Below are 16,494 nucleotides of genomic sequence, written 5' to 3'. Positions count from 1 at the left end.
GTTCATTTCTCCGGCTTCTTGCCACCCGTCTTCAGCTCGCGATAGCGCACCGCCCCACCTTCGCGGATGGTCTGCGGGCTCCGCTCCAGCGCCATGGCGTCATCAGGCACGTCGCGCGTGATCACGGAGCCCGAGCCGATATAGGCGCCGTTGCCGATTGTCACCGGTGCAACCAGCGAGGAGTTGGTGCCGACGAAGGCGCCCTGCCCGATGATCGTCTTGTGCTTCTTGAACCCATCGTAGTTGCAGGTGATGGTGCCGGCGCCGATGTTGGAATTGGCGCCGATGGTGGCATCGCCGATGTAGGAGAGATGGTTGACCTTGACGCCGGCCTCCAGCGTCGCGGCCTTGGTCTCCACAAAATTGCCGATGCGCGCGCCGTCGCCGAGCGAGGTGCCGGGCCGCAGCCGCGCATAGGGGCCGATGGAGACCTTCTTGCCGAGCTTGGTCTCGACGATATGCGAGAAGGAATGGACCACCGTGCCGTCGCCGATCGAAACGCCGGGGCCGATCACCACGAAGGGCTCGATCGTCACGTCCTTGCCGAATACGGTATCCGCGGCGAGATAGACGGTTTCGGGCGCGATCAGCGTGACGCCGGACTCCATCGCCACTTTCCGCAACCGCGCCTGCATCACGCCTTCAGCCTCGGCGAGCTGCGCCTTGGTGTTGATGCCGCGCACTTCGTCCTCGCTGGTTTCGATCACCACGGCATCCCATCCCTGTTCGCTGATAATGCCGACCGCGTCGGTCAGATAATATTCGCCCTTGGAATTCGCATTGCCGATCTTGTCGAGGATCGCGAGCGCGCGATGCCCGTCGATCGCCATGACCCCGGCATTGCACAGGTCGATCTTGCGCTCCTCGGCGCTGGCATCGGCCTGCTCGCGGATCGCGACCAGGCGATCGCCCTCGACGATGAAGCGGCCATAGCCGGTGGGATCGGCGGCGCGGAAGCCGAGTGCGGCAATTGCGGCGCCTTTGGCCAGCGGCGCGCGCAGCCGCGCAAAGGTCTCGGCCGAGATCAGCGGCGTGTCGCCGAACGCAATCAGCAGATCATCCACGCCCGGCGCAATGGCATCACGCGCCGCCAGCACCGCATGTGCGGTGCCGAGCCGTTCCTGTTGCACGAAGGTGAGCGCGTCGGGACGGATGCGCCTTGCTTCGTCCGCCACCGCCTGATGGTCGGGTCCGATCACGACTGCGAGCGAGGTGCCGGCTCCCTTGGGCGCCGCGGCGAGCACGTGGGCGAGCAGGCTCTGGTGCGCGACAGGATGCAGCACTTTCGGCAGGTGTGAGCGCATACGCGTGCCTTCGCCGGCGGCGAGCACGATCGTGAGGCTGGAACGGGCGGTCATCGCAATCCTGTCAATCGGCCGAATCAATCGGCGCCAGCGGGCGACGGGCCGCCCTCATCAGCTATCGCCTTGCTACCCCCGCAAACGCCCGGAGTTCAAGTGCGACACGCTTTTCCTGTTAATGTTCCCTGATTGATTCGGGGAAGCCGGACAGGGGTTGGGCACTTAACGTTCATGGCAAAGGATTCCGACCCACTGGCGGATGCCTTCGGCGCCAAGGAGACCGGCGGGCTGTTCTCCGGACTTGTGGCCGAGGAGAGTTCGTTCGATCGCGGCATGATGTGGCGGCTGGGCTCATGGGGCGTGACGGCCGTCGGCGCCGTGGTGCTTGCCGTGTTCGCCAACCAGGCCCAGCTCGGCTGGCGGCGCGACCAGGTCGCATCCGCCGATCTCGCGCGCCAGGCCGACCGGCTCCAGATCCTGACCAAGGAGAGCCAGAACGAGGCCCGCCGGCTCGCCTCCGCCATCGAGACGCTGAACACCGATCGCGACCGGCTCTATTCGCGCGTCACCGTGCTGGAGCAAGGGCTCGATTCCGTGACCGGCGCCATCGCCAAGCAGACGACAACGCCGCCGCAGGCGTCCGTTGCGAAGCCGCAGGACGCGCCGGCCTTGATCGGCCCGCCGGCGCCCGGCATCGCGCAGGTCGCCTCGACACCGGCTCCGGCCAACGACAAGCCGCGCGCCGAGGCCGCAAAGGAGCCGTGGAGTCCGCCGCCGCAGAGCGCGGCCGCGGCCTCGCTGGTCGCGCAGTCGCCGGCGACGAATTCGGCACTGCCGATGCTTCCGTTGGTCCCATCCAAATCGATCATGGCGCCGCCCGATCCGGCCGCCCCGAAACTGGTTCAGCCCGAGGCCGCAGAGAAGGCGACCGAGAAGGCTGCCGAGACGAAGCCAGAACCGGCGCCCGCTCCGATCGAAGTCGCCGCGGCACCTGCCAAGCCGCCGGAGGCCGCCGAAAGCGAGGCTCCCGCGATCGCGGTCCAGCAGACGCGCTTTGCGATTGATCTCGGTGGCGCCAACTCGCTCGATGGCCTGCGCGCGCTGTGGCGCGGGGTCACCAAATCCAATCCCGAAATCGCAGCGCTGCGGCCGATCATCATGATCAAGGAAGGCAACACCGGCCTTGGCATGCAGCTCCGCCTCGGCGCCGGTCCGCTGATCAATGCAGCGGCTGCAGCAAAACTCTGCGCCGGCCTCGCCGAGAACGACCGCCACTGCGAGACCACCGTGTTCGACGGCCAGCGGCTGTCAATGCGCGGCGGCCAAGAGAAGAAGCAGGACAAGACCCAAGACAAGACCCAAGACAGGGTTCAGGAGAAGGACTCCGACAAGCCCCAGGACTCGGTGCCGCAAGCCGAGACCGCCCCAGCGCCCGCGCCGGCCGCCAAGCCCGACAAGCGTCGCCGCAGCTATTCCTCAAAACGCTCATCGAAGCGCGAGGAGCCCGCGCCTGCTCCTGCGGCGCAGCCGGCCGCACAGCCGAAGCCCGAGACGGCGTCGGCGGGATCAACGCTGTCGTCGTTCTTCAGAAGGTAGCTTACCTCGCGGCAATTCATCAGCGTAATGGGTGAAGGATCTCACGCAGGTCGCGAGAAACTTGCGCCTCCCCTGTTGCCCCGTTCCACCATCCCGACCATATTGCCGCCATGACAAAAAAGCCCTTCCGCCTCACGCCCTACCAGGTGCAGTTCCTGATCGTCGTCGGCTTCGCCAGCGTCGGCTATGCGCTCTATCTGCGCTATCTCGGAATCGAAAACTCGCAGGTCGGTCTCGCCTGCGACGCCGGGCTTCAGACCCTGGTCTGCAAGGCGCGCTCGGTCTCGACCGTGCTGTTCAAGAATTCGGTGTTCGGCATCGTCGCGCTGGTGGTGGCAACGCTGAACCTGATGCGGCCGTCCATCGTGCTGCTCACCGCCGGCATCATCGCCGCGGGCCTTGGCATCGTGCTCTACAATGTCGTGCTGTCGGGCCTGGCGATCGGCCTGCTCATTCTTGGATTTGCTCGGCCCGCGCCCGCCACAGCGTGAGCGCGAACAAGAGATAGATCGCGCAGGTCCACAGCGACTGCCAATTGTCGCGGCCCTCGTTGAACAGCACATAGGCCGCCGACAGCGTCAGCACGCCGGCGAAGACCGATTCCGCGATCGGACGCTGGCCGATCTGCGGCCGGTTCAGCATCAATAGCGCAAACGGCACAACCGCCATCGTCAGCGCGGCGTAAGGGAAATCCTTGTAGCGCGGGTCGAACACGAATCCGAGCGCGGTCTGCGCCGCGATGACCGCCGTCACTGCCAGCGTCAAGCCGAGCACGGCGGTGAGCTTCGACCATTTCCGGCCCTCGCGCGGACCAAGCAGATCGAGGAAGGTCGGAAGGCTGCGGCCGATCACCATCGCCTGCGCGCAGAAGATCGGCGACAGGATGCCAGCCGCGAGCAGCGCGCCCCACAGCAGCCAGCCGCCGATGCCGTAGCTCTCGTAGTACATCTTGTCGGCGCCGATCCCGAGCAGAATGCCGGCCGAGGTTGCCGAGATCGCCACGCCGAGCCAGGACGAGAAGCGCGGCGTCCACGGTCTGCGCCGCAACGTCAGGCCCGCGACCGCGAACACCAGCACGGAGAGGCCCATGCCGGCGGCCATGTACCATTTCCAGTACGGGAAATTGCTGATCGGCTCGCCCGGCGGATATTTCAGGCCACGGCGCACCGAGTCATAGAGGCCCCAATAGCCGCCGACGGTGCCTTCCAGTTTGCGCTTCCACGGCTGGTCGTAGGACTCGATCAGGTTGACGCGGAATTTTTGCGCTTTCGCCAGACTCAGGATCTCCGAGACCACGCGCGCCTGGTTGGTGCGCGACGGCAGCGCGCCATCTCGCATGCGCCCTTCGCTCGGCCAGCCGGTTTCGCCGATCAAAATCTCCTTGCCGGGAAATGCGACCGCCATGCGCTCGCGGATCTGTTCGACATGGGAGGCGGCGAACTTGGCCCGCACCGGATTGTCTTCCCAATAGGGCAGGATGTGGATCGTGACGAAGTCGACGGCGTCATAGATCTCGCGATTCCTGAGCCAGAACTCCCAGACATCGGCATAGGTGACGGGCACGCTGACCTGCGCCTTCACCGAGCGGATGATGGAGACGAGGTCCGCGGTCGTCATCTCGCCGCGCAGCAGCACTTCGTTGCCGACGATGATGCTGGTGATGATCCCGGGGAAATCCTTGGAAAGGCGAATGGCGAGCGCGGCCTGCTCGAAATTCTTGGTGCGGTTGCTGGAGAGCCAGATGCCCTGGAGCACCTTCAGCCCGCCGATCCGGGCCGCGATCGCCGGCACCTGGTCGAGCCCGTTCTCCATCGAATAGGTGCGGACGCAGTCGGTGATCTCCTTGAGCTGGCGCAGGTCCTGCTCGATCTGATCGGCCTCGATATGAGTCCATGCGTTCAGCGGCGACTGCTCGCCGCGGAACGGCGCGTAGGAGACGCATTGGACCTTGTCGGCGGGATCGATCGGGGCGCGCGCGAGCGAGATCGGCGTGGCAAGCCACCACCACACGGCAGCGATCGCACCCAATGAAACGAGCAGAAGCGCCAGTGGCGTACGAAGAGAAATCGGTTCCGTCCTCCGCGAAGGGCCGTCGATTACCTGCTAGCACGCCGTCTGCCAAGGGGGTGACTCCGTTATGGATCCATCCCTCCCCTGAGGAATTTACCTGCGGCCGTTCGACCGAGGCCTAGGATCGTGACTTTGCTGGACAAAATTCCAGATTCAGGCCATGGACTCGGGAGGACTTTTCCGCCGCATTGGAGACCCATTTGGACGCCATCACCGGGCGCGTCCGCGAAGGTCCTGACGCGGACGGTCAGTGATATATTGGGGAATTCATGCGGCAACGGGTGTTCGAGTTACGAAATGCGGTCCTGCGGCAGTTCGCCGCCACCTTGGCCGTTTCTTCCCTTGTCATCCTGATGGGTATCGGCGCGGCCTCCGCCCAGAGCGGCACGCCCGCCCCCGACCAGAGCAAGGCAGCCGCCCAGCCCGCCGACACGGCCAAGGATGCCGCCCAGAATCAGCGCCGCACCGACGAATTCGCCGAAGCAGCCCAGGTCATCAGCGGCCCGGCCGGCAACCCCGAATGCGTCTGGCTCGGCCGCCGCGTGGTGCGGCTGATGTGGCGGGACGACCTCGATACCGCATTCCGCCATCTCGACCTCTATGACCGTTTCGGCTGCCCCGGCGGCCACATCCAGGCCGCCTTCCGCTGCCTGACCCGCTTCGGCGGCCAGATCGATCCCAAGGTCGCCGAGACCCTGGACAGCCGTGTGCACGCTTGCTGGATCAACCCGGCGTCGCAGCCACAGCAGGCCGCGGCCGCGGCCTCGCAGCCGGCCGCGGCCGCATCGGGCAATGCGCAGCCGCAGCCGGCCGCGAGCCCCTCGCCGGCGGCAAGCCCGTCACCGGCGCCCCCGAAATAGCCGCGATTGTTTCAGCCTCCGTTCAGGAACGATCGGCGATAGAAGCAATTGGCACTGCTGCGAATTTCGAAATTTGCATGCCCTCATTCGGTCATGAGGCGATGACAGTTGTTAAACCGCGCGGCAGAGGTATGCTCCATTTGCCGCGGACTTGGTCGGATCTCGGGGTCGGATCCGCTTCCCTGCCCCCTCAGCCCCTTTTGGTTTAGCCGCGATGCGGGTTGTCGCCGCCGTTCTGTTGCTTGTGTCCGCGCTCCACGCCGGCTTCTGGGGAGTCTTGCGCGACAAGGAACCCGCGCCCGACTTCAAGGGACTGCTGCCCAGCGTCTCCTACGCCCCGTTCGAGGGCTCGGCTCATCCTGATATCGACAACATTCCGACGGTGGAGAAAATCCGCGCCGACCTGAAGACGCTGTCGACGATGACGCGCGCGATCCGCCTTTATTCGTCCACGGGCGGCGTGGAACTGGTGCCGCCGATCGCGGCGGAGTTCGGCCTCAAGGTCACCGTCGGCGCGTGGATCGACAAGGACAAGGATCGCAACGAGCGCGAGATCAAGGCCGCCATCGAGCTCGCGCGCAAGAACAGCAACGTCAACGGCGTCGTCGTCGGCAACGAGGTGATCTACCGCGGCGAGCAGAAGGTCGAAGACCTCATCGAGATGATCAAGAAGGTCAAGGGCTCGGTCCGCGTACCCGTCACGACCGGTGAGATCTGGAACATCTGGCGCGACAATCCCGACCTCGGCTCCAACGTCGACTTCATCGCCGCCCACGTGCTACCCTATTGGGAAAACTTCCGCTCGGATCAGGCGGTCGACCAGGCCGTCGACCGCTACAATCTGTTACGCAACCTGTTCCCCGGCAAGCGCATCGTGATCGCCGAATTCGGCTGGCCGAGCGCGGGTTACAATTTACGCAACGCCGACCCCGGTCCGTTCCAGCAAGCACTCACCTTGCGCAACTTCGTCAGCCGCGCCGACGCCATCGGCATGGAATACAACATCGTCGAGGCCATCGATCAGCCCTGGAAATACTTCGAAGGCGGCGTCGGTCCGTACTGGGGCATCCTCAACGCCAGCCGCGAGCCGAAATTTGCCTGGACCGGCCCGGTGCAAAATCCCGATTATTGGAAGCTGATGGGTGTGGCGCTCCTCGTCGGTATCCTGCTGTCGCTGCCGATCCTGCGGCTGCAGCAGCCGACGGCGAAGCAGGCGTTCCTGCTGTCGGCCACCGCCAACGGCGTCGGCGCCTGGGCTGCCACCGTGTTCGCGTTCTGGAACGGGCACTATTTCATCTTCGGCTCGGCCTTCGCGCTCACGCTCGGCATGATCCTGCTTGTTCCCCTCGTGCTGATCGCGATGGCGCGCATCGACGAGATCGCGGCCGTCGCATTCGGCCGGCCGCCGCAGCGGCTGCTCACGAAAGGTAAGCCGGTCGAGGACGTGCCCGAGAATTATTGCCCGAAGGTCTCGATCCACATCCCCGCCTATTTCGAACCGGTCGAGATGCTCAAGCAGACGCTCGATGCGCTGTCGCGGCTGAACTATCCGAACTACGAATGCGTCGTCATCATCAACAACACGCCGGACCCTGCCTTCTGGCAGCCGATCCAGGATCATTGCCGCGCGCTCGGTGAACGCTTCAAGTTCATCAACGCCGAGAAGGTGCAGGGCTTCAAGGCCGGTGCGCTGCGCATCGCGATGGACCGCACCGCCGTCGACGCCGAGATCATCGGCATCCTCGATGCCGATTACGTCGTCGATCCCGACTGGCTGAAGGACCTCGTGCCGGCGTTCGCCGATCCCAGCGTCGGCCTGGTGCAGGCGCCGCAGGAACATCGCGACGGCGACCTGTCGATCATGCACTACATCATGAACGGCGAATATGCCGGGTTCTTCGACATCGGCATGGTCCAGCGCAACGAGACCAACGCCATCATCGTGCACGGCACGATGTGCCTGATCCGCCGCGCCGCGATGAACATGGCCGGCGGCTGGTCGTCCGACACGATCTGCGAGGACAGCGATCTCGGCCTTTCGATCCAGCAGCTCGGCTGGACTACGCACTACACCAACCACCGCTACGGCCAGGGCCTGCTCCCCGACACCTACGAGGCCTTCAAGAAGCAGCGTCACCGCTGGGCCTATGGCGGCCTCCAGATCGTCAAGAAGCACTGGCGGAACTTCCTGCCCGGACGGAGCCGGCTGACGCCCGACCAGAAGCGCGAATATGGCCTGGGCTGGCTGAACTGGCTGGGTGCCGAAAGCCTCGGCGTCGTCGTGGCGCTGCTCAACCTCGTCTGGGTGCCGATCGTCGCCTTCGCCGACATCGCCATCCCCGACAAGATCCTGACGCTGCCGATCATCGGCGCCTTCATCGTCTCGCTCGTACACTTCTTGTCGATGTACCGCGCCCGCGTCGCGATCAAGCCCGGGCAGATGCTGGGCGCGATGATCGCGGCGATGAGCGTGCAGTGGACGGTGTCGCGCGCGGTGGCGCAGGGACTGATCACCGAGCACATTGCGTTCGCGCGCACCTCCAAGGGCGGCCTGTCCAGGATGTCGATCGAGTTCCAGGCGTTCTGGGAGGCCGTGATCGGCGCCCTGCTCCTGATCGGCGCCGGCGTGCTGGTGGCCTCCAACAGCTACCGCCAGATCACCGAGATCTACATCTTCGCCGGCGTGCTGGTGCTGCAGAGCCTGCCGTTCCTGGCCGCGGTCGCCATCGCCATCCTCGAGCTCAGCCGCATCAACTCGTTCCAGTTCTGGCGCGACAGCGCGATCCGCACCGCCGAGCTGATCGGCTTGCGCCCGGTCGCGCTACCCACCCCCGCCGGCACGCCGCAGCAAGTGCCGGTGCCGAGCGAGGTCCGGCGGGAAGCGAACTGACGGGGCTCCGAACGTGGCATCCGTCCCGTGGGCGGACGTCGCGGCTTCTTCGGCGTGGATGACGGCCGCCATTCGGGTTGAAAATCCCGGCTCAAGCATTGGAAACGGCGAGCGAATTCCCGCTGTTGCCTTCAAGTTCGGCAACCACCCGAGCTATTGACCTCCGCGCCCCATCCCCCTACACAGCGCGGGCCGAAAGCATGATCCGGAAACAGCCGGTTTTTCCGCAACGCTTGCGTCGATGTGGCGGCAAGACATGCTTTTCCAAATGACCGAAGACGATGGCGATTTCTTTGAAGCCATCAGCGGCCATGGGAGCGCGTAGCTCAGCCGGTAGAGCACGTGACTTTTAATCACGGGGTCCTGGGTTCGAGCCCCAGCGCGCTCACCAACACAATGAAGCAGTAATCCCAAACGCAACTTCGACAGAAAGCTCCATGTCGGCACTGTGTCGGCAGCTGGAATTCCGCTGCCGACGCGTCCTGCCGCCGCAAATGAGCGGCGCTTTGATGTCGGCGCTTGCCGACGAGACTCTTCCGGAAAACTGGTGTGCCCAAAGCCATTCCGCCCCAAATAGGCCGCCTCAGTTGCCGCTCTCTCAGACGGTGCCGACGTCCCGCACGCCGGGCTCCGCCTCGTCACCGGAGCCAGAGAACAAGTAAAGTAAAGCGGCGCCGGTCGTCCCCGCCTTAAGCGCGCAACCTTGATTTGCGCTCTCTCCCCGGCGACAGGCCAATCCTATATGATAACCAAAGGACCATCGGCAGGAGCCACTCCATGCTTGCCTCAATCATGTTTGGCTTGGTCATTGTCACCCTGATGATGTGGTGTGGGCGCGTGACCGCCAATTTCGCGGCACAGAGAGGCCGGTCTAGGCGCATTTGGTTCATCTGGGGAGCGCTGCTGTTTCCACTGTTTCCGGCTCAATGGTTCGTCTTGGGACTTCTGCCAAAGAAGTAAGGCCGCTTCTCAAACGTCCGCCTCTTTCATTTGCCTATCGGCCTGAGTTCCGGGCGGAACGAACGGACAGTCGAACGATTGCTCCTCTTGAGTAGGAGTTGCGTCATGCGTCATGCGCCGTCGATTGTGCCGCTGGATCGGCTCGACCGGGAGATTTACCTGGTGCTGGAAGACTTCGGCGCGCGCGCCGGCTGCTCCTGGCGCGAGACCGACGAGCAGGATACCGACATCGAGACCATCATCCGCGACCTACTCTCCGGGCAGTACGCGTATCCCGTCCGTATCGTCGCCTTCAACGCCATCGAGGGCTGGGCTCGCGATGCCACCAGCGAGATCGCAGATGAGCTTGCCGAGCGTGTCACGAGGAGCGAGATCACGCCGGCTTTGCAGGCCTTCGTCCAAGCAAATGCTTCCCGACCTTTTGCTGTACAACTGGCGCTTCCTCTACGGGGGCCGCCTGAGTTCAATCTGTGATCGTGATGTTGCGTGGGGATTGCGGTGCCAGTGCACTAAACAGGCACAGCCGTCGGAAGTTCGCGCTTCCCTTCGGCATGATTTTTTGGTACCAAATAAAATGAAACCAGCAAAAAAGATTCGTGCCAAAAAGCATCGCGGCCGCCCCGCTACTGGTCAAGGCGTCCAGATCGGCACGCGCTGGCCGGAGGCGACTGTCGCTCAGATCGACGCATGGGCGTCGGGGCAGGAAGACACTCCGGCTCGCTCTGAATCCATCCGTCGGCTGGTTGATATTGGCTTGGGCAAACCCGCCCCCGCCCTCGCGGTTACGTCTACCGCCAAGGCCTCGTCCGAGCGGGCTCGGGAAATGGCGGGTAATGCGATCGACAAGCTCAAAGACAACAAAGCGAGCCCGGATGACCAGGCCAGCCGCAAGCGGCGGCTCGTCAAGGGACCCGAGGAATTCCAGAATGTTCGACGCGACCGGCCAAATCGAAAATGAATTGACCGGCGCCCGCCTGGTCAATCTCGCCTGAAGGCAAAAAGCAGATGATCAAACCCAAACGGTCGGCCGCGCAACAAGTCGCGGACGAAGCCGATCGAAGGACCCTCAATCCGATAGGATCGAGACAGACAATAGCGGACAGCCAAGCCACTCCGGAGTTTCAGGAAAACCTCAAACGCCTGAAGTCCGAGCGGCTGGAGCGTGAGGCTAGACTGAATCCGAAGCGCAAGGTCTGATTTGAGCTTATCGACCCTTCGCCTCGCCTGGCTGGGCCGGTCAGGCGAACGGGCTGCTCGGATGGAGGGTGCAGAAGGTCATGGGAATGTTGAACCGACGGTGGATGATCTTCCTGCTGGTTTCCGTGGTGATTGTTTGCTCGATCTTCGCAGGCGCCCGGTACTATCTGAGCAAATGCCATGGCATGGATGCGTGCGCGGCCGCCGAAGCCGAGAGCCATGAGCGAGACAAGCCAACCGAGCCACAATAGTTTTCGGGTGAAAAGCCGGCTGCGGAGGCGGATGAAGCCACCGGCGAGTTCGCGAACGAATGGCAGTCGACCGCGATGACCGCCTACACCACGCCGCCGAAGTCGATGCCTTCCTTGGCGAGCGCCTCGGCTTCCTCGGCGGACGCTGTCGGCTTCGTATCGAGGTAGGGACGCTCAGTCGCCGGCATTATCGTGCGGATGTTTTGGCCGTCTGTCCGCGTGATGCGAGCAACCCAGCGCTTGGGGCCGTGCTCGACTTGCTGGATATGGTACTGCTTATAGGTAATCATGACTCACGGACGCAACTGACGCTAACGGCGGCTCCCTTTATACCCAACGGCACGCCGCCGAACAACGATTTCCTAAAGTGAGGTTAAGATCGCCGGCGTGAACCCGTTCAGCGATCATTCAGCCGCTCAGGCGTAGGCATAGTGCGATTGGGAGAAGTCCGATGATCGGTGCAGTTGTCGCAACCTTGCTGGCTCTACAGCTCGGTGAGGTTCATCAGGTTCAATACCGTGTCCCTGTGCACCCACCGCCGTGCGGCCACGGCTGGGACGTCAGCGCCCGCGACGGCATGTGCTACCCCAACGGCTACTTGCCGCCGCAAGAACAGGCCGCACGGCAGTACTATGGTGGCGGTAGAGGCTATGGCCATTATCCCGTTCCTTGCGGAAACGGTGCCGATATCGATACCCGCGACGGCCAGTGTTACCCGACCGGAACGGTTCCGCCGCAGTTTCAACAGGGCCGGCAAGGCTATTACGGCGATGATTATTACGAGCGCCGTCCGAGGCGCCGCTACTATTGAAAGACCCTCAGGGCAAACCGGCGGGCCCCGGATCATCGCTTCTTAGGATTCGCGGTGACAGTGCCGGAGAGCACTGTCACCAGCATTCCGTAGTTCCAAGTCGGGTAAAAAGCCGCGCTCACGTGAGCCCGCCAAGTGAGCGCGGACAAAGTCTCAGATCACCTGCCTGACCCTATCTTCAGCTCTCCGGGCCCGAAACTGTGGCAGGCACGCTCAACGGCGCTCCTCCAACTGAAACGGGACCTGCAGATTTCGACTGCCGAACCATCCGCTTGCGCATCGCTGCGGACAGTCCATAGCGCGCATGCGCTCTTCGAACCGAGGACGTGACGTCCGACATCATGGCATTTTGCAGCGAGTCGATCTTCGCAATCAGCGTGGACAGCTGCGAAGATACCTTCTTCACATCCACCCGTTCGTCCGTGATGCTCTGCCGCAGCGAAAGCAGCACCATCGAATCCGCCTGCAGCACAGCCGCGTTTTGTTGCAAGGCCTGATTGCTCTCCTGCAGCGAAGCCGTGTGTTGCTGCTGGGTCGACTGAATATCCTTCAAGGCCGCGACAACCGGATCCGGCTTTGGCGCTGAAGCCTCTTGGCGCGGGAGCAGATCAGCCAGGCTGCTCAGATTCAGCGATGGCAGGCCGGACGGCCATGTGTAGATCGCCGCGGCGCCGTTGATGGCCAGGGCACACACCGACAGCGCCATGACGGACGTCCGGCTGGATCGCTTGATCGGTTCCGGAGCGTCCAAACTTGCGGGTTCGCCGGCGGCGATGGCCGCAGCCAGTGCTGCAGGGTCGAGCTGTTCGACAAGGCCTTGCGTTTCGAAAGTCGCGGTCATGGCATTGACCCCAAATGAGCGAGCAACAGGAAGCCGTCGCCGGAACGTCCTCGCGACAGCTCCCTTACGCAGCACCCATCTACAACTGTCTAAAATTGTGGGCTTTTCAGCTTAATTCCACGTTAGCGGCCGCGGCCTGCTGCAGACCCCGCCACCCCCGGCCGACTACGGGGTCGTGCGAGGGTCATGACAGGCAGGCCGGTGCGCGAGCTCCTCCCGATCCCGGGAAGCCGCCCTGGTCCGAAGCGGATTTTCCGAAGTTGGCAGACGACCCCTGTTTTGCCCGACGCGTCAACCCGGCGTCTCCGCCGGATGCAGGACCGCCATGTGCCAAAAAGAAAGCGTTGCGCCAGCGGGACTTAGCTACTGTGCATGGGGTTGTTTTCGCGATTTTGGCCATCGCCTGCTCGTGCGCCGGGCCCCTGTCCCAAAAGCCGCGAGACAACCCGCTCAAAAAGTGTAGGATTCGACAAAACAGGGAGGAGCGGCATGTTTGAAATCAGCGGTTTCGACACGGCAGGAATCGTCAGCCTCAAGCGGCTGTCACTCGCCGCCGCCCTCAAGAAGGCCAAGGAGCTCATCGCCGACGGGTGCTGGGGCGTTCAGGTGATCGGTCCAGGTGGCCAGGTCTACACCTCGTTCGAGGAGCAAGCCGCGTAGCGCCCGCCTTCGGCACCAGCCTTCGGCATCATTCGAAAAGCACCCGACCGATCGCGCGCCGCGCGCTCTGGCCGTGGCGGTGATCGACGTGAAAACCCCAGCGCCTGGTGGAGCGCTGGGGCGTTTTCAAAATATCAATCGGTCAAGCAATGAGGCCTTCGTAGCAGCGATCTCGACCATCGCTTGTGAACTGCTTCACACGGCCTTCGATCTTTCCACATCTTGACGAGGCTCAACTGCCGCGCGCCGTGCCGTTGCCAATCAACTCGTTTGGGAGCACGCTCTCTCCAGGCGCGCAGACGCCGCTCAGGGAGAAAGCCATGAAGGACACGGGCCTGGATCATCGCCACCGCGACAAGGATGGCGCGATCAGCAAGAAGCACGGCAACACGCTGGTCGGTACGTTGCGCAAGATCTACGGCAAGGGTTTTGCTGCCGGTTATCCGGATACGACTGAACTCAGCGAGGTCTTGCATCAGTTGAACGAGACATCGCTGAGCCAGTTGCGGCGCGATCACGACACCGGGCATCTCGGCCACAAGATCGACCACGTCCCGAAGTGACGGACGTCACGAGTCCCAACTTCAGGTAGTTGAATCAACTGGGCTGCCGGGCGTCTCGGCGAACTTGCCGTTTGAGCCCTCGCCGCCCGAGCGCTAGGATGAGCCTTTTACGGAGGCTCATTTGAAACAGTTCATGATCATCACCGCCATTGCACTCGCCGTGACGGCTCCCGCCCGCTCGCAGGCTCTCGTCGATCCCAACAAGGTTGCTCCCGAATATCGCGAGGCGGCCGAGAAGCGGCGGGCCGAGCAGATGCGGCAGCGCGAATGCGCGCTGAAGGCGGATCTCGAGAAGGTGCTGCCCAGGGATCGCACCGTCTATCTCAACCATTGCCTGGACACGATGGCGGCCAAGCAATAGCGCCTGATCGAGCGGCTTGGTGTCGCCGACGCGTTCAAGCTTTCTTCAGACATTTGGGATCACCTGACGATCCATTTTCATCAGTCATTGTCGATCGACCGCGCATGAGTTTCGTCCAGATTCAGTGCACGCGCTGCAAGACCGTATTCCGCGACCGCGCGGGACGGTTGCAGGACGGCTATTCCAGGCAATGTCCGAGCTGCGAGGTGGTGCTGTTCTTCGCGGAGGATTCACCGAACCCTCAGGTCAAGCAGGCCATGAAGCGCGCGCGCAAGGCTCGCAAGGAGCAGCGCGAAGCCGAAATGGCCAGAATGTCCGCGCCGCAACCGTTTTCGCGGGCCCACACCGGACGGATACAGCTCTCGTCGGAGGACGACGAGGAGGCCTAGCTCACCCGCGCTTCCGCGGAAACAGGCGGTCGCGGATATAGCGCGAGGTCGGCGTTAGGCGGATGCCGCGCGGCTTCTGCCAGACGGCGCGGTCGATCTCGTGCTTGTCGCCGATCGCGAGCCTGCCCTTGGCGCCCTTGGCGATGAAGATCGCGTCGCTCATCTTGCGGCCGGAACGCTTGTTCCTGGCCGTCACTTCCTTCCAGAGGCTGATCCGGCCGAGCTTCAGCTTGGGCAGCTCTTCCTTGATCTCCCGCCGCAGGCAGTCCTTGTCGGACTCGCGCGCGCGCTTGCGGCCGCCCGGAAACATCCACAGGCCGTCCGACCGGCGTCTGACCAACAATACCTTGCCGCGCTTGGCGGCAACCAGTTTGGAAGACTTCGCCATGTCCGCCGTAATCGAAAATAGAATCGAGCCCATGGTAACTTGTCTAGTCGGATAGACAAGTTCCGGATGGATCTTGATCACCCGGGCCAAGGCCGTCAGATCTGATTAAACCCGGCAGGCCGATCCCGCCGTTCGAGGCGCCAGATCAGCCCTCGCCCGCCGCTGTGCCCGCCCTTGCCCCCGCCTCTGCCCGGTCCTCCGTCCTGATCCAGGCCATCATCATCTCCCAGGCCACCGACAGGATGATCGGGCCGATGAACAGGCCGACGATGCCGTGGGCGAGCGTGCCACCGATCACGCCGACGAAGATGACGATGGTCGGCGTGGTCAGGCCGCGCCCCATCACCAGCGGCTTCAACATGGTGTCGAGGAAACCGACGAGGACGAGAAACACGGTGAGCAGCAGCGCGGTGGTGACGTCCTTGGCGGTCCAGATCCAGATGATCACCGGCAGCAGCACCAGGAAGGCGCCGATCTGCACGATCGAGAGCAGCAGCACAATGAAGGCGAGCAGGCCGGCGCTCGGCACCGCGGCAAGCTTGAAGCCGATGCCGGCGAGCAATGCCTGCACGATCGCGACGCCGATCACGCCTTGCGCCACGGCGCGGATGGTCGCGCCCGCGAGCCCCAGGAAATGCTCGCTCTGTTCGGGCACGATGCGAAACAGGAAACCGCGGCCGGCCGCAACCAGCCGCGGCCCGTGCGGAAACAGGAAGCCGGCCACGAACACCGAGACCAGGAACTGGAGCGTGCCGACGCCGGCATCGCCCGCGAGCGACAAGAGCGGTCCCGCCAGCGGCTGGAGATACGGCGCCACCTCGCGGAGCACTGCGCGGATGTTGTTGTAGGCCTGCTCCCAGAGGTCGAATAACCAGGGGCCAACGACCGGCCACGACTTGAGCTGCTCCGGCGCCGATTGAAGCGCGAGGTCGCCGGTGCCGAGCTGGTGCGCCAGCTCGCGCACTCCGTCCACTGCGCTGATACCGAGCCAGGTCGCAGGACCGATGACGATGCCGAGCGTGATCAGGGTCAGGATCGCCGCTGCGGTCTTGGGCCGGCCGCCGAGGATCTTGGCGACCCAGCTGAAGGCCGGGTAGAACGCGACCGCGAGCACGCCGCTCCAGGCAAGGATCGGCACGAAGGGGCGGATGATCAGCAAGGTCCAGATGATCAGCAGGCCGAGCAGGCCGACGCGGATCACGAGCTGGATGATGTCCTCGCCCGTCAGGAGCTGACGCAGACTTTTCACGGGCACGGCTTTCCTTGCGGCATTGACGCGGGTTCCGGCACTTGCGCGGCCCCGCGTTATTGCCAGCCGCGCACCCGGCGTCAAGACGCCGGGCCGGCACGAGCCGG

The 16,494-nt window shown here is 63.8% G+C and carries 19 protein-coding genes and 1 tRNA gene; 14 read left to right on the top strand and 6 right to left on the bottom strand.

The annotated features are described in order from the left end of the window. Nucleotides 1-2: 2 nt before the first annotated feature. Nucleotides 3-1,358, bottom strand: coding sequence for a bifunctional UDP-N-acetylglucosamine diphosphorylase/glucosamine-1-phosphate N-acetyltransferase GlmU (gene glmU, locus IVA93_RS18510; RefSeq protein ID WP_247370393.1), 1,356 nt, complete (start codon nucleotides 1,356-1,358; stop codon nucleotides 3-5). Between the two features lie 174 nt (nucleotides 1,359-1,532). Between glmU and IVA93_RS18505 the strand changes: the two genes are divergently transcribed. Both IVA93_RS18505 and IVA93_RS18500 read left to right on the top strand, forming a co-directional pair. Further along, on the top strand, nucleotides 1,533-2,897 hold the full coding sequence (locus IVA93_RS18505) for a hypothetical protein (protein ID WP_247370390.1): 1,365 nt from the start codon (nucleotides 1,533-1,535) through the stop codon (nucleotides 2,895-2,897). Nucleotides 2,898-3,007: 110 nt separating this feature from the next. Beyond that, entirely contained in the window at nucleotides 3,008-3,388 is a 381-nt protein-coding gene (locus tag IVA93_RS18500) for a hypothetical protein (RefSeq protein ID WP_018457946.1), read from the top strand. Here IVA93_RS18500 and IVA93_RS18495 read toward each other — a convergent pair. Further along, nucleotides 3,348-4,907: a glycoside hydrolase family 17 protein gene (locus IVA93_RS18495; protein WP_039800292.1), complete on the bottom strand. Its 1,560-nt coding sequence runs from the start codon at nucleotides 4,905-4,907 to the stop codon at nucleotides 3,348-3,350. The genes IVA93_RS18500 and IVA93_RS18495 overlap by 41 nt on opposite strands. Before the next feature lie 329 nt (nucleotides 4,908-5,236). On the opposite strand from IVA93_RS18495, the gene IVA93_RS18490 reads away from it, so the two are divergent. The 7 genes from IVA93_RS18490 (at nucleotide 5,237) to IVA93_RS18460 (ending at nucleotide 11,125) form a co-directional block, all read left to right on the top strand. After that, entirely contained in the window at nucleotides 5,237-5,827 is a 591-nt protein-coding gene (locus tag IVA93_RS18490; RefSeq protein WP_247370384.1) for a beta-1-3, beta-1-6-glucan biosynthesis protein, read from the top strand. A gap of 214 nt (nucleotides 5,828-6,041) precedes the next feature. Further along, a complete protein-coding gene (locus IVA93_RS18485; RefSeq protein ID WP_247370381.1) occupies nucleotides 6,042-8,717 on the top strand; it encodes a glycosyltransferase in 2,676 nt (891 codons plus the stop codon). A 315-nt stretch (nucleotides 8,718-9,032) separates the two neighbouring features. After that, nucleotides 9,033-9,108, top strand: a tRNA-Lys gene (locus IVA93_RS18480). Nucleotides 9,109-9,782: 674 nt separating this feature from the next. Then, nucleotides 9,783-10,151 carry a hypothetical protein gene (locus IVA93_RS18475; RefSeq protein WP_247370379.1) on the top strand — a complete coding sequence of 123 codons (369 nt, stop codon included), beginning with the start codon at nucleotides 9,783-9,785 and terminating at the stop codon, nucleotides 10,149-10,151. A gap of 100 nt (nucleotides 10,152-10,251) precedes the next feature. Beyond that, nucleotides 10,252-10,635 (top strand): hypothetical protein, encoded by a 384-nt coding sequence (locus IVA93_RS18470; RefSeq protein WP_085384048.1) that lies wholly within the window; start codon nucleotides 10,252-10,254, stop codon nucleotides 10,633-10,635. Between the two features lie 47 nt (nucleotides 10,636-10,682). Beyond that, nucleotides 10,683-10,874 carry a hypothetical protein gene (locus IVA93_RS18465; protein ID WP_018457953.1) on the top strand — a complete coding sequence of 64 codons (192 nt, stop codon included), beginning with the start codon at nucleotides 10,683-10,685 and terminating at the stop codon, nucleotides 10,872-10,874. A 68-nt stretch (nucleotides 10,875-10,942) separates the two neighbouring features. Continuing rightward, the gene (locus IVA93_RS18460) at nucleotides 10,943-11,125 is read left to right on the top strand and encodes a hypothetical protein (protein ID WP_018457954.1); all 183 of its coding nucleotides are present in this window, start codon (nucleotides 10,943-10,945) and stop codon (nucleotides 11,123-11,125) included. An 83-nt stretch (nucleotides 11,126-11,208) separates the two neighbouring features. Here the strand turns inward: IVA93_RS18460 and IVA93_RS18455 are convergent, their stop codons facing one another. After that, nucleotides 11,209-11,415: a hypothetical protein gene (locus tag IVA93_RS18455; RefSeq protein WP_026233466.1), complete on the bottom strand. Its 207-nt coding sequence runs from the start codon at nucleotides 11,413-11,415 to the stop codon at nucleotides 11,209-11,211. Between the two features lie 161 nt (nucleotides 11,416-11,576). Between IVA93_RS18455 and IVA93_RS18450 the strand changes: the two genes are divergently transcribed. Then, on the top strand, nucleotides 11,577-11,936 hold the full coding sequence (locus IVA93_RS18450; RefSeq protein ID WP_143273397.1) for a hypothetical protein: 360 nt from the start codon (nucleotides 11,577-11,579) through the stop codon (nucleotides 11,934-11,936). Nucleotides 11,937-12,114: 178 nt separating this feature from the next. Here the strand turns inward: IVA93_RS18450 and IVA93_RS18445 are convergent, their stop codons facing one another. Then, on the bottom strand, nucleotides 12,115-12,777 hold the full coding sequence (locus IVA93_RS18445) for a hypothetical protein (RefSeq protein WP_085384044.1): 663 nt from the start codon (nucleotides 12,775-12,777) through the stop codon (nucleotides 12,115-12,117). 489 nt (nucleotides 12,778-13,266) lie between these two features. Here IVA93_RS18445 and IVA93_RS18440 point away from each other — a divergent pair, with 489 nt between their 5' ends. From IVA93_RS18440 to IVA93_RS18425, 4 genes are all read left to right on the top strand, one after another. Further along, complete coding sequence (locus IVA93_RS18440) at nucleotides 13,267-13,437, top strand: hypothetical protein (RefSeq protein ID WP_018457957.1); 171 nt, start codon at nucleotides 13,267-13,269, stop codon at nucleotides 13,435-13,437. 320 nt (nucleotides 13,438-13,757) lie between these two features. Beyond that, nucleotides 13,758-14,000: a hypothetical protein gene (locus IVA93_RS18435; RefSeq protein WP_007590794.1), complete on the top strand. Its 243-nt coding sequence runs from the start codon at nucleotides 13,758-13,760 to the stop codon at nucleotides 13,998-14,000. 133 nt (nucleotides 14,001-14,133) lie between these two features. Then, the gene (locus IVA93_RS18430; protein ID WP_018457959.1) at nucleotides 14,134-14,361 is read left to right on the top strand and encodes a hypothetical protein; all 228 of its coding nucleotides are present in this window, start codon (nucleotides 14,134-14,136) and stop codon (nucleotides 14,359-14,361) included. A gap of 104 nt (nucleotides 14,362-14,465) precedes the next feature. Beyond that, the gene (locus tag IVA93_RS18425; protein WP_247370377.1) at nucleotides 14,466-14,750 is read left to right on the top strand and encodes a Zn-ribbon domain-containing protein; all 285 of its coding nucleotides are present in this window, start codon (nucleotides 14,466-14,468) and stop codon (nucleotides 14,748-14,750) included. A 1-nt stretch (nucleotide 14,751) separates the two neighbouring features. Here IVA93_RS18425 and IVA93_RS18420 read toward each other — a convergent pair whose 3' ends face one another. After that, nucleotides 14,752-15,138 carry an NUDIX hydrolase gene (locus IVA93_RS18420; protein ID WP_026233469.1) on the bottom strand — a complete coding sequence of 129 codons (387 nt, stop codon included), beginning with the start codon at nucleotides 15,136-15,138 and terminating at the stop codon, nucleotides 14,752-14,754. 145 nt (nucleotides 15,139-15,283) lie between these two features. Next, complete coding sequence (locus tag IVA93_RS18415) at nucleotides 15,284-16,393, bottom strand: AI-2E family transporter (protein WP_026233470.1); 1,110 nt, start codon at nucleotides 16,391-16,393, stop codon at nucleotides 15,284-15,286. Nucleotides 16,394-16,494: the final 101 nt, after the last annotated feature.

Origin of the sequence: Bradyrhizobium sp. 155 (genome assembly GCF_023101105.1) — a bacterium.
Lineage (GTDB): Bacteria > Pseudomonadota > Alphaproteobacteria > Rhizobiales > Xanthobacteraceae > Bradyrhizobium > Bradyrhizobium canariense_D.
Note: the sequence above shows the minus strand (reverse complement) of the source record. Positions and strands in the feature narration are given on the sequence as shown.